Source organism: Paenibacillus sp. J22R56 (genome assembly GCF_056269375.1).
Genome location: NZ_JBWDNV010000005.1, coordinates 181,936 through 195,248, shown reverse-complemented (window position 1 = coordinate 195,248; position 13,313 = coordinate 181,936). Strand labels below are relative to the sequence as shown.

10 protein-coding genes are annotated in these 13,313 nt (G+C 47.5%); all 10 read left to right on the top strand.

The annotated features are described in order from the left end of the window. The first annotated feature begins 3 nt into the window (after positions 1 to 3). The 10 genes from AC0YNT_RS13845 (at position 4) to AC0YNT_RS13800 (ending at position 13,262) form a co-directional block, all read left to right on the top strand. A complete protein-coding gene (locus AC0YNT_RS13845) occupies positions 4 to 2,064 on the top strand; it encodes a DUF4815 domain-containing protein (RefSeq protein ID WP_475805119.1) in 2,061 nt (686 codons plus the stop codon). Between the two features lie 11 nt (positions 2,065 to 2,075). Further along, positions 2,076 to 3,239 carry a hypothetical protein gene (locus tag AC0YNT_RS13840; protein WP_475805118.1) on the top strand — a complete coding sequence of 388 codons (1,164 nt, stop codon included), beginning with the start codon at positions 2,076 to 2,078 and terminating at the stop codon, positions 3,237 to 3,239. A gap of 19 nt (positions 3,240 to 3,258) precedes the next feature. Beyond that, positions 3,259 to 3,432 (top strand): hypothetical protein, encoded by a 174-nt coding sequence (locus AC0YNT_RS13835; protein ID WP_475805117.1) that lies wholly within the window; start codon positions 3,259 to 3,261, stop codon positions 3,430 to 3,432. Between the two features lie 3 nt (positions 3,433 to 3,435). Next, complete coding sequence (locus AC0YNT_RS13830; protein WP_475805116.1) at positions 3,436 to 3,774, top strand: hypothetical protein; 339 nt, start codon at positions 3,436 to 3,438, stop codon at positions 3,772 to 3,774. A gap of 4 nt (positions 3,775 to 3,778) precedes the next feature. Then, on the top strand, positions 3,779 to 6,577 hold the full coding sequence (locus AC0YNT_RS13825) for a hypothetical protein (protein WP_475805115.1): 2,799 nt from the start codon (positions 3,779 to 3,781) through the stop codon (positions 6,575 to 6,577). Between the two features lie 29 nt (positions 6,578 to 6,606). Continuing rightward, entirely contained in the window at positions 6,607 to 7,281 is a 675-nt protein-coding gene (locus AC0YNT_RS13820; protein ID WP_475805114.1) for a glucosaminidase domain-containing protein, read from the top strand. Between the two features lie 315 nt (positions 7,282 to 7,596). Further along, positions 7,597 to 10,002: a glycosyl hydrolase family 18 protein gene (locus AC0YNT_RS13815; protein WP_475805113.1), complete on the top strand. Its 2,406-nt coding sequence runs from the start codon at positions 7,597 to 7,599 to the stop codon at positions 10,000 to 10,002. Then, positions 10,003 to 11,217, top strand: a complete 1,215-nt coding sequence (locus AC0YNT_RS13810; RefSeq protein WP_475805112.1) for an S-layer homology domain-containing protein — start codon at positions 10,003 to 10,005, stop codon at positions 11,215 to 11,217. 225 nt (positions 11,218 to 11,442) lie between these two features. After that, positions 11,443 to 12,462 carry an ATP-binding cassette domain-containing protein gene (locus AC0YNT_RS13805; RefSeq protein WP_475805111.1) on the top strand — a complete coding sequence of 340 codons (1,020 nt, stop codon included), beginning with the start codon at positions 11,443 to 11,445 and terminating at the stop codon, positions 12,460 to 12,462. Next, positions 12,459 to 13,262 (top strand): ABC transporter permease, encoded by an 804-nt coding sequence (locus tag AC0YNT_RS13800; protein ID WP_475805110.1) that lies wholly within the window; start codon positions 12,459 to 12,461, stop codon positions 13,260 to 13,262. The genes AC0YNT_RS13805 and AC0YNT_RS13800 overlap by 4 nt, the downstream gene beginning before the upstream one ends. Positions 13,263 to 13,313: the final 51 nt, after the last annotated feature.

Genomic DNA, 13,313 nt, shown 5'->3' with positions numbered 1-13,313 from the left:
TAGATGAGTGTGTACAATCGTTTCGCCCCGGACAAACGCTGGGTGGCTCTTCAGGCACAAAGCGGCAGGCGTTTGCAATCGGCTGAATTAAATGAGATGCAGTCGCTTTCCTTATATCGCGATAAGCGGATGGGCGACGTTATTTTTGGATCGGGCCATATTATTGAAGGTGGTCAGATTTATGTACAGGACGATAAAAAGAACGTCATTATTTTCCCAGCAACCGTCTATTTTGATGGTGTGATCCATGATATCGGCGAAAGAAGAATTCCAATCTCCGGAATAGGCGAAGAGGTGATTGGGCTGAAAATCACTTATTCAACGGTTACCTATGAGATGCAGAAGGAACTGCTTGATCCGGCTGTAGGATATGCCAATTTTGGCTCGCCGGGCATGGATCGTCTAGTTGCTGCTCCGGAATGGGTGTTAAATGATGCTGCCGCAATTCCTATGTATAGGCTCTTCGACGGAGAAGTTGTAACCGCAAAGGTGCCTCCGGAGTTAGAGGGCTTTACGCCTGTACTCGCCAGAAGGACCTATGATACAAGCGGCAGCTTTCTTGTCTCAGGGATGGATGGCTTTATCGAGCCAGCTGATGGTGAATTTGTGACACTGGTCATTGAGGCTGGCAAAGCTTATGTATTGGGTTATGAGATTAATCGTCTTGTGCCAACAAGGATTAAGTTGAGGAAGGCGTTGGATTCACGGAGAGTGTCGGATGAGGTGAAAAGCTTTGTAACCGGTACAACCCATTACTCACTGAACAGCAAGCCAGTTAAGGCGATTCAGGAGATTACTGCTAGAGTCAGGCTCTCGGATGTCAGCCTCACAAGAGGTGGATCTACCGCGCAGGATTCGCTGCCGACCGACGCTGTGGTGGATATTATCAGCATCGTGCAAGGAACGAAGACCTACACAAAGGGGAAAGATTATCAGCTAACCGAGAACAGTGTTGACTGGTCGATTGGCACAACGCGGCCCAATATCGGCGAGACTTACAAAGTGACGTTCGAATATATGAAGCAAATGGTACAGGGGACGGATTACAAGCTGGAGGAAGGGAAAAGCGAGGTTACTTGGCTGGGAGGCGACCTGCCAGTCTCCGGCTCAATCTTTAATGTGACCTACGATTATTACTTATCCCGGAAGGATGTATTCTACCTGACCGCCGATGGACAAATTCGAATTGTAACCGGCCAATCTGATGTACATCCGCCTACGCCGCCTGTTCCACCGGATATTCTAGAACTTGGCGAGCTGCAATTCCCGCCTGCAAGCTCTGAAGTGGTTGTCAGCAACAACAAGCCTAAGCGGCTGACCATGCTGGAGCTTCGCTCTCTGCTGGACCGATTGGAGCGCGCGGAATATAACCAGGCGATGCTGGAGCTGGATCGAACAGCTCAAATCTCTGATCCGGCAACGTTTAAGAAAGGCTTCTTTACAGATAACTTTACGAATTTTGAACGAGCTGATCTGGAAAAGGGCTTTGATGCGATGATTGATCCGGCTAATCAGACCCTACAGCTTCCAGTGAACCAGCTGTTCGTGCAGACAGAGTTCGAAAGCGGGGATTCGGTGAAGCAGCATGAGCGGCTGCTTACACTGGACTACACTGAGCAGGTAATCATAGATCAAAGCTATGGAACCGAGGCGCTTAATGTCAATCCGTATCAGGTATTTGGCTCGCAGGCAACGACCCGGCTAACGCCTTCCCAGGATTCCTGGGTGGAGACCTCTTATGTTTATCAGACCGTTTGGGGCTGGTGGGATGCTTGGTGGGGCGGCGGCCGAACGGAGACGCGTGTCATTCTGGATGAGAACGTTCCATATATCCGCCAGCGGATAGTAACGGTATACGGCGAAGGCTTTGAGCCTAACAGTAATAACCTGCAGGCGACCTTTGACGGCGTGGAGGTAGCGCTCTTTCCATCACCAGGTTACGAAGCTGGAACGAAGACAGGCACGGTAAAAGCAAATGGTGCAGGCAAGTTTATTGCTACGTTTACCATACCGCCTAATATCCGGACAGGTACAAGAGAAGTCCGTATTTTTAACTATGTGTAGGAGGGGTAGAAGTGGCGCAGATTCAGAATGAATCCAGAACTTCCTATGTCGGCGTAGGCCGCAAACAGATTATCGAGCAAACCTTCTGGCAGGTGCCTTGGTGGAATCAAATTGATCCGCTTGCGCAAACCTTTCTGCTGTTGGAGGAGCGGTTCGTTACAAGTATAGAGCTGTTTTTCGAAACAAGGGACATGGATTCATCGGGAGGAAGCAGTTATCAAGCAAAGCCGGTTACGGTTCAGCTGCGTAATGTGGTGAACGGTTATCCGGGGACAACGGTGCTTGCTTCCAAGGTACTTGAGGCAAGTTCCGTGAAGGTGTCGCTGAAAGGAGATGTACCGACCAAATTTGTGTTTAGTGATCCGGTGCTGCTCCAAGCAAATGTAGAATATGCCGTCGTGGTGTTAACGGGCTCAAGCCAATACCGGGTGTTTGTTGCGAAGATGAGCGGCAAGGATCTGGTCAGCGGGAATATCGTATCCCGGCAGCCTTATTCCGTTGGCCTCCTGTTCTCCAGCTCTAATGCAACAGCGTGGACAGCTCATCAGGATATGGATTTGAAATTCCGGTTGTATGCAGCGGAGTTCAAGAAATCATCCGGTAAGCTGAATTTCGCAAACTTGTCACTGCCGATTCCAATTACTCAGCTGCTGCTTGCAACTAGCCAGGTTGTTCCGCAAGGCAGCAATCTGCAATGGCAATGGTCACCAAATGGCACGAGCTGGTATGCGTTGAATGATGCTGGTGTGACCGCGCTTGGAGCTCCTACGGAGGACGTATATGTACGTGCAATCCTGTCTGGCAACGCTAAGAGCTCGCCGGTTATCCAGACCGGAGCCATTGGGGCGGGAGCTTTGTCCTATAAGGCGAGTGGCACTTATGTCAGTAAGGAATGGTACACAAACGAGACCTTTACAAAGATTACGGTATATGTTGATTTCCAAACTCCTTCCGGCACTACACAAAATGTGGAGTACAGCATTGATGGCGGAAATGTCTGGGTTGCTTTCCCTGCAGGAAAGGTTAGTCAGCAGCTCGGAATCTATACGCAGTTCAAATTCGAAGCAACCGTTGCCGCTTCGCAGAAGGTACGGATTCGAATTAAACAGGCAAATTCGGAGAACAGCCGTGCGGAGACCCCGCGGGCGAAGCGGCTCATGGTAACGTTATCTTAAGAGAAGCAGGTGAGTAGTGATGAGCACGGCGAACCGTATTAATTTGGACCCAGCTGCACCAGACAGTCTATATGCAGGTGCGCAGAAGGTGAACGCAGCGCTGGATGAGACAGAAGCGAAGCTGGGGCAGCTGGAGAAGGAAATGAACATCAAAATCAGCAACACGCTTTGCCTGCACTGGATGGGGGGATAGAGGATGGCATATGAAGTCTATTCCGCAGTTGATCTGTACGCGGGACAGCCAGGTGTGACATTGACAGATCTTGTGACGCTGCAGCAAAAGACGATTCTGAAAAGCATCGTTATACATAACACGACGAATGTGAGAGCGAAGCTGAAGCTGTATATTATCCGTCCAGGCAAATCGGCTGGAGCCGAGACGCAGCGGATTGGTACGAGTATCAGCGGCGAGGATACGATCAAATTTTCGTTCGAAACGGTATTGCCCAAAGGAACGAAGATTGCCGCTTCTCAGGCCATTGCTGGTGCGTTGTCGCTTGATATATCCGGAGTTGAGGTGATACCGGGTGTATAGTTCTTTGAAAGGATTAATGAATGGCGGCGGTGGCGGCATAACTTCCATCAGGCGCTCATTCCCGGCTGCACCTGGCGAGAGGATTGAGAAGGGTGACGTCGTCACGATTTATAATAACGAGCTTTATACAAATGCCGAATATCCAATAAGCGAGCTTCCACGGTTTAGTCCAGACGTGCTCTATTTGAATAATGAGGAAGAAAGCAGAGTCGTCCATCCGATCGGGGAGAACAGCTATCTATATATCGGGACGACTCAGAAGCTGATTTCCATATACCGGGTAGAGTCGGAAGCCGGAGGATTGTTTGTATCAGATAAGAAAGCACTTCCTGTCTACGGCGTAGAAGGCATCAACCAACTCCAATTCAAGCCGCTTTCGGAGGAAATGGGGGTTCTTTGTTACCTGGAACACAATACCTCTTTATGGACGATGCTCATTATTCGTTGGGATGAAGCGGGTATGCTTCAGCTTGGTGAGCTCTCTCAGACGGAGCTGTACTCAGGCTCGATGCCGGCTATTGAAAGTTTATCGAACAGCTTATTTTTGCTGGTATGGCATTGCACAAAGGCTGCACCTTGGAGGTTAAAAGCATCCATCTGTTCAATTGGCACAAATGATTATATCTCGCTTCAAGGGGATGCAACTGAGATTGATTCGGCAACCAATCTGTATTCGGAATTTGCCTTCAGCAAGCTTTCGGCAGGGATGTTTGCAGCCAGCTACTGGGTGAAGGAAAGCGATACAAGAGGTTCTTTGATAACCAGAATTGTAACCTGGAATGGTGAGGTGCCCGCACTTGGCGAGAAGTCAGTTATAAATACGACAGGAAGCTGGCAGGTTGAGCTCAAGCATTGGGTACTTTCTCCAGTTCATTTGATCCTTAGTATTAAGATGGATACCACATTAACCTTCCATCCGATTACCTTGAGAGAGGCAGCGAATATTCCGGTTAACGGAGCTTCTTCGACAGGTAATTTGAGTGATTCCTTCTACGATGCGGTGAAAGTATCGGAGAATCGATTTGTGACGGCTGTCTGCTACAAGGAGTCCGGAGCGCTGGTCTTAAATCTCTTTGACACAACGGATGGGAATATAAAGCAGGTAATAGGCAAGCCCGTCCTAACGTCGGTTAAAGGAAGCTACAATAAGATAAAGCTGACAGCTGTTGGCCAATCTTTGTTTATGCTAACCTTCAACCACGAGGCGGAGCGGGACTATGCCTACACACAGGCTTTGCTGTTCAAGATGACACCTGTTCAGAATGTGATAGAAGATCTTAACTGGAAAGAGCAGCTCGTTAATATATGGGACCGAGGTGCTTATGCGTATAACTTCAATTACTGCCCGTTTGGAGCCGAGGGAGGGGTTCTAGTCGCAGGTGTAGGCCGATTAAAGCTATTCCGCTGCGCTTGGTCGCCTACCCGTTTCATAAGCTCAGGCGTAGGTGAATTTAATGCGGTAACTGGAGACCACGACTTGAACGGCCGTAGTATTGCCTCCATTGTTTTATCAAACGGATATATAGTTGTTGCCTACAGGGAGCGGGATACGTGGCATGGCAAGCTGTCAATCTTCCAATCGGTAGAAGGCGGTTATCAGCCGATACAGTCTCATACTTTTTCCTATAGTCATGTCGATAACCTAAGTCTGATCGAGCTGTCAGAAGGCATGATCGCTTTGCAGTACAAACAGCGGATTAATCCTTCTTATGATTCCAAGCAATTGGGCAGAGGCAGTACTTATGATGAGTTGAAGGTTATGGTCGCCAGCGTTACAAGTACAGGACTTACCGGGAAAATGACAACAAGCTATAATCTGTCGGAGCAGTATTTGAACAGCCAGGTAATCAATTTGGGCAATGGTTATCTACTTCATACCGGTGTCACCGATTATCTATCCGTTGTCGCCAGAGTGATCCGTTATACGATTAGTGGTGCAAATGTAACCTTTACAGCACTTGAGCAGGCGGAATATTTGGATTACGAGAGGCTTAATGTATCAGCTATTCTCATAAGTCCAAATCGTGCTGCCATTCGTACCGATTACAAGACAATTCTTGTAGAGGTAGATGAGAATGGCAGGCTGCTCAAGATAGCTGATAAGTATCTGGAGCTGCCTAATCGGACGACAAGGGGGCTTATAGCAGACGGCAGCGGCGGGTTTATCCAAGTGACGACCAATAACACGAATGGGGATTTGCTGGAGCTCACGCCATATCGATTCGCTAACAATAAGTTGTATCAATATGCGGATACGCAATCTCTTAATCAAAAAACAATAGCATCTGCTTCAGGAGTGACGACAGATGTCATTTCCGCAGGAGAGACGGGGGCTGTTCTCTATCAGGCAAGATGGGAGAGCGGGCGTGCATCAAGCTTAAGTGAGCCTCATCAAACGATGTTCATCGACCTGTTTAATAGTAGTGATATCTCAATATCGACAGACCGGCATTATCCGTTTCCGTGCTCAGAAGGCACGCTGCCTGTATTCCTTCCACTTGGCGAGCAGAAGTACTTCTGTATCGGTTCTGATCCGGACGGCAATCAGATTTATATGACTGCTTACAGTGATGGAAAGTATTTGTCATATGGAAAGCCTTATTTGATGCCTCTTGGTATAGCTGTCTCGGAGGGATCAGATGGACAATATATTGAAGTTGCAATGCGGGGAATCGTGGAAGTAGAGTCTGTACTCCAAGCCGGGGCTTCTTATTATAATGGCCAGAACGGCAGATTGACCGCTGTACCGAATGGTCGCAGAGTTGGTGCAGCCATTACGGCGAATGAACTTTTAATCGACTAATTTTGGATTAAGAGAAGGAGGTGTTAGGAATGACTCAACATCTGAATAAAACGGCCTTTTTCGCCTTTCTATCCGATACCGTTGTTAAGGTGTGGAAGGAAGGCTCGCCATTATTGCCAAGTGTAAGACTAGCGCAGAACTGGCTGGAGACTGGCGGGAAAATTCATGAATGGAATAATCTCGGCGGCTATAAGGTAGGCAGCGGTATACCAAATGCTTATTGGAAAGGGCGTACCGTATGTACTTCCACTTGGGAGGTATATGACGGGAAAAGGGTCACCCAGAAGGCCGATTGGCGGGCGTATGACTCTGTTTATGAATTCTACAAAGATCAGGATATGCTGTTCACGAAAAGCCGTTATGATCGCGTCCGTGCAGCGAAGACGCCGGAGACGCAATGTGCAGCGCTGTATGCATGTGGATACGCGACTGATCCGGATTACGCGGCAAAGTTACTGTCGATCATTAAGTCTAATAACCTGACGTCCTTCGATATAATCATTCAGGCAGAAGCTCAGGTTGAGGAAGAGGATGAGGATATGGAGTCCATTACGGTATATGTGAACGGCCAGAAGATTGATGACGGCCTATATGATGATCGGAAAGGCGTGACCTATGTGCCAGTCCGTTCTCTTGCGGAAGCACTTGGGGCGAAGGTGAAGTGGAACGGGGAAGAGAAGCGGGTTGACCTTACGAAAAAGTAGACGGCTCCCAAAAAGAAGCGGATTATTCTCTAATTAGAGGATAATCCGCTTCTTTCGTATGACCTAATAATTATCCCCCTGTTAAACGTTATAACATTATAATATCCCCCCTGATAATGGAATTTTCCACCTTACGAATCCACGCGGCTTACGCCATGATAGATTTACTAGAAATTAATAACTTTAATGACATTAACTAACAAGGTGGTGATGAATGGGATAAATTCTTACACCTCGTAGTTGCCGGTCTGTCTGATTTGATTTTATTTGTCTTCTATTAGTCAACCAAAACCAAATCCAATAGAGGTGAAATAATTGAACTTATCGATGATGAGAAGATCTTTATGGAATCTCCCTTTGTTATTAGTAGTTACGTTACTGACAGGCGTGCTGGCATTCGCGCCAGGCGTTCGTGCTGAGGAAGGCTTGGGTGATCCTGTGAAGTCGGGTCCAGCTAATCTGCGCATAGCCAAAGACGGGAACGGAGCCGACCGAATTACGCATCATACGGCTACGATTGCATGGGACATGATTGGTGATGAAACGAATAAGAATGACATCGATGTCTGGAATGCAGATACAAATGCATGGATGACTTGGGGAGACCGGAGTAAACAAGAAATCGGCGCATTAACCCCGGAAACGACCTACCGTGTTTATATTACGTGGTTTGCCGATCGGCCATCGCTTGAATATAAGAGTAATGTGATTGAATTTACGACAGCTGCCGATACAAGCGAATATCCTGAGCCTCCGCTTTCTCCACCAGGTCATTTGCAGACAACAGCGGTTACCGATTCCACCGTTACACTGAAGTGGTCGGGCAGCCCTGGTGCCAATGGCTATGATCTCTATGTGAATGGCGGCTGGAAGCAAGGAATCTGGGATGGCTCGAATACCGTGACGTATACGCTTCCCGAAGGAGGGAATACAAACGGTACCAGCTATAAATTCGAGGTTGGAGCTCAGAACCTTCCGAAGGTATCGGCAAACAGCAATCATGTGACGATTACTTGGGGAGAACTCGCTGCACCAAGCGGCCTTCAGGCAGTGACGACAACCAGAACGGTGGCATCACTTGGTTGGGCGGAGACAGCAGGAGCAACTGGCTATGACATATACGCCAACGGACAACTTCTTGGTTCCAGCAGCGAGAATAGATATGCAGCAACGGGACTTAACGAAGGGGAATCTTATAGCTTTAAAGTTGTTGCAAAAAACGCGCTTTGGCGTTCGTCTGACAGCGACGAGATAACCGTTGTTCCAGGCTCCGATTACAATATTGTTTCGTATTATACGCTTTGGTCTCCGAGCAGCACGGGACGCAACTTCCATCCATCGGACGTGGATGCATCGCAAATTACTCATGTGAATCTGGCCTTTGCGGATATATGCTGGAGAGGATTTGGCTCTGGTGCTGCAGTATGCCAGAATGCTGATGTTCCTACCCAAACCAACTATGTCTTTGATGGTGAAATCATAGTTGGTGATCCTTCAGTGGATCTTGATCTGTTCGAGGAATGGGCAGCTATCCGGGAAGCTAATCCCCATCTGAAGCTGATTATTTCCGTGGGCGGCTGGTCGTGGTCGAATAACTTCTCGAATATGGCCAGTACAGAAGAGACACGGCGTGCTTTTGCCAATTCCGTTGTGAAGTTCCTGCGGACCTACAAGCTGGATGGTGTCGATATCGACTGGGAATATCCAGTGGAAGGCGGCGAGGATGATAACTCACATAGTCCTGAGGATAAGGCAAACTTTGGTCTGATGGCTCAGGCGGTAAGGAATGCACTGGACGCTGCCGGATCGGAAGACGGCAAGTATTATTTGCAGACGATTGCTTCAGGGCAAGGCGATAACTTTGTTGCCAATTCGGATCTCGTCCAATCATCCGATTATCTTGATTTTATCAATATTATGACTTACGACTACAGCGGCAGCTGGGATACCCTCGCTCATCATAACTCTCCGCTTTATTATGATAAGAATCATCCGAAGGATTATGCAGAACGTAATAATGTGCTTGGAGGCGTACTTGGGCATCTGAATGGCGGGGTACCCAATTATAAGGTGAATATAGGAATTCCATTCTACGGCAAAGGATGGATTGGCTGTCCTGCAAGTGGTGAGTATGATACGTGCACAGGCGCTACGCCATTTGGTACATGGGAAAACGGTATTTTTGATTATACCGATATTGAAGAGAACTACTTGAATCATGAGGGTTATGTCCATTATTGGAATGATGAAGCCAAAGTATCTTATCTCTACAATGCGGAAAATGGTGTATTCCTCACCTATAATGATGAATCAACGATGATGTATATCGCTTCGCTTGCGAAGTCGCTTGATTTGTCAGGTGTCATGAGCTGGGATATAAGCGGCGATCGCAATCGGACACTTACAACACGTCTTGCCAAAGATCTTCCGATCACAGGAACTCCTGATGGTGATGCCCTTTCCGCTCCAACTGCCCTGCAGGCAATATCGATAGGCAGCCGCAGCCTTAAAGTAAAATGGAATGCGGTAGAACAGGCGACAGCTTATGAAGTGTATGTAGACAAAGCAAAAGTTGGCACAACAGCAGGCACAGAGTTTGCGATCTCGGACCTCACGCCTGATACGGGATATTCTATTGAAGTTCTTGCCATTGAAAAAGAAGCAGAGACCCTTAAGCATGTATCTGCTTTTAGTCATCTGCTGACAACGAAGACATCGTAAGTGAAGATTGCATCACCTGATTCATCACAGCCTGCTGGACATGAAGGGCTGGATACGGATGTTACAAAAGACGGAGATAAGCTGCTGGTCAGCTTGCCAAGTGAAACGGCTCTGAAACAAATCGCTGCTTCCACGTCTACAGAATTCCCTATTATAGTAGAAGGTAATGGTAAGCAGATCGAAGTTACGCTGTCTAAAGAAATAACCGCAGCAATTGCAGTCAAAGGCAAAGACTCGACGATTATTGTCCGCTGGAGCGGGGCAGAATTCAAAATTCCGGCAGCAGCATTGCCTGCTGGCACGGATATCCGCATCTCCATTGAAGTCCCGGCAGTTGAAATGGTTGATGCATGGACGAAGCTTTTGAAGCAGGAAGGCATATCTTTAATTGATAAGCCACTTATTTTTACAATTGAAAGCAAAAATGCGAATGGAACGTTTAGTGAAATCAAAGACTTCGGTGATTATTTCCTCTCGCATACCTTTACTGTGAACGGCTCAGCTATTCATAAAGATCAGACAGCTGGTGTAGTTTACGTACCAGAATCCAATGAACTCCGGCCAGTACCGGTTACTTACATGGACAATGCAGATGGGACGGTAACAGCTGAACTGAAGCGGAAAGGCAATAGCATATACGGTTTAGTGAGAACGGAAGTTTCCTTTACCGATACAGTGGCTAGCTGGGCTCAAAAGGATGTATGGCAGGCGGCAGCCAAGCTGATCGTAAAAGCACAGTCAGATGGCAAGTTCGGAGGCTCGCGTGAGCTGACTCGTGCCGAAGTCACTTCACTAATCGTCAGAGCACTTGGTATTTTGCCTGATGATTCGGCTTCCTCCTTCAAGGATGTTCCAGCTGGTTCTACCTACGCGGCAGATATTGCTGCAGCACAGAAAGCTGGTCTTGTAAACGGTAAAGGGAACGGAAGGTTTGACCCTTCCGCAGCCATTACCCGTGAAGAAACTGCAGTGATTCTAGTGAAGGCTCTTGCGTATGCAGGAGCTGTGAAACAAGTGGATCCAGCTGTTCTGAGTCGGTTCGTTGATCACTCTGCTGTCTCTAGTTATGCGAAAGCTTCCATTGCTCTTCTAGTAGAAAGCAGCATTATGAACGGAGTATCCACCAGCAAACTTGCACCGCAAGAGCATGTAACCAAGGAGCAGGCAACTGTGCTAATCATGAAGGCACTACGGTACGCTGGCTTATCGAATTAATGGCTAACCGCCCGATTCTTTCGGGCGGTTTTCTTATTTAAGGACAGTTTTCATTCTCTGGACGATTAAGGAATACATCTGCAGGCTGATTTAGTAGTAAACGATTTGGTTTAAGATTAGAACATATTTTTGGCGGATTATAAAATGGAAGGCTGATCGTTTAAATTCAGTTTAAAAATGTACGATAAGATCATCACATCAACAATTTCTGGGAGGAAACAGGAAATGGACTATAGAGTTAATTCGAAACAGCCAAACAATGGTGATTGGGCTGTTGAAGCAGAAGGACTCGTCAAAATATTTGGCGATAACCGTGCAGTGGACGGCGTTGATATGCATGTGAAAGCAGGCACGATTTACGGTGTGCTTGGGCCAAACGGGGCAGGCAAAACAACAACTATTCGAATGCTGGCAACGCTGCTTCGGGCGGATGCAGGTTCAGCTCGAATCTTCGGACATGACGTGGTAAAGGAATCGCAAATCGTCCGTCAATTAATTGGTGTCACAGGGCAATATGCCTCAGTAGATGAATCGCTTAGCGCAACGGAAAACTTAATTATTTTCTCCAGACTGCTTGGACTTGGACGTGCGGAATCGAAGAAAAAAGCGGCAGAACTGCTTGAGGAGTTTGGGCTAACAGAAGCGGCAAAACGTCCGCTCAAAAACTTCTCCGGCGGTATGAGACGACGTCTGGATTTGGCAGCAAGCCTTATCGCACAGCCACCTCTTATTTTCCTTGATGAGCCAACAACGGGACTTGATCCTCGTACACGTTCGCAAATGTGGGATACCATTCGACGCTTAGTCAACACAGGTTCAACTGTCTTGCTGACTACACAATATCTCGAAGAAGCCGACCAGCTTGCGGACCGGATTGCGGTAATTGACCGCGGCAGAGTTGTGGCGGAAGGAACTGGCGATGAATTGAAACAATCGGTAGGAACTTCATCTCTGCATCTTAGAGTAGAGAATCAATCTGATATTGAGAATGCCCGTCAAACCGTGGAGCAGGTTCTTAAAGTTCCAGCTACATTGACGAGCGAAGCAGCGAAGATCACTGCGCCGATGGCGAATGCAGATTTGATTACTGACCTCTTAATTGCTCTTCGTGAGAAAGGAATTACATTATCCGAGGTTAGTGTGCAGAAGCCAACTCTCGACGAGGTGTTCCTGACGATCACGGGACATGGCGTTGAAGATGAGAAAACGAAAGATACAAATAGAGCGGAGGCAGTAACCGTATGAGCACTTCAGTAAAAACAGGTCATTTAAAGAACCATACGAGCTTTGTTCAATCAGTAAAAAATTCACTTACGATGGCGTACCGCGGCATTCTCAAAATCCGCCGCACACCAGAGCAGTTATTTGATGTAACGCTGCAGCCGATTATTTTCACGCTGATGTTTACTTATATTTTTGGCGGAGCTATTTCCGGTGATGTACAGAGCTATTTGCCAGTTATTATTCCAGGTATTCTTGTGCAAACCGTTATTTCAACCTCGATCGTAACGGGTGTTCAGCTTCGGGAGGATATGGATAAGGGCGTATTTGACCGTTTTAAATCACTGCCAATTGCACGTATTGCTCCACTTGCGGGGGCCTTATTAGCGGATACCATTCGGTATACGATTGCCACTGTCCTTACGTTCGCTATGGGCTATATCATGGGCTACCGTCCAGACGGCGGCTTTGAAAATGTTCTTTTGTCCGCGCTGCTAGTTATATTCGTATCTTGGTCGGTTAGCTGGATCTTTGCATTCTTTGGTGTCATTGCACGTACGGCTTCCAGCGTACAAGGGATCTCTATGCTTATATTATTCCCATTAACCTTCCTGTCCAATGCATTTGTTCCGGTGGACACCATGCCGAAATGGCTGCAATGGTTCGTAAACGTCAATCCGGTGACACATGTCGTGTCTGCTGTCCGGGAATTAACGAACTCAGGTACAGTCGGCTGGGATCTTGGTATCTCCCTGCTTGGTGCAGTAGCTATCGTTGCAGTCTTTGCTCCAATTACTGTGCGTGCTTATATGCGCCGGACGTAATAAATGAAAGAGACGGTTTAGGACGAATTTAAGTCCTGGACCGTCTTTTTT

Bases quoted from the DNA above. Each gene is read 5' to 3' on its own strand.
- AC0YNT_RS13835 (WP_475805117.1), top strand. From the start codon at position 3,259: ATGAGCACGGCGAACCGTATTAATTTGGACCCAGCTGCACCAGACAGT.
- AC0YNT_RS13805 (WP_475805111.1), top strand. From the start codon at position 11,443: ATGGACTATAGAGTTAATTCGAAACAGCCAAACAATGGTGATTGGGCT.
- AC0YNT_RS13845 (WP_475805119.1), top strand. From the start codon at position 4: ATGAGTGTGTACAATCGTTTCGCCCCGGACAAACGCTGGGTGGCTCTT.
- AC0YNT_RS13800 (WP_475805110.1), top strand. From the start codon at position 12,459: ATGAGCACTTCAGTAAAAACAGGTCATTTAAAGAACCATACGAGCTTT.
- AC0YNT_RS13820 (WP_475805114.1), top strand. From the start codon at position 6,607: ATGACTCAACATCTGAATAAAACGGCCTTTTTCGCCTTTCTATCCGAT.
- AC0YNT_RS13830 (WP_475805116.1), top strand. From the start codon at position 3,436: ATGGCATATGAAGTCTATTCCGCAGTTGATCTGTACGCGGGACAGCCA.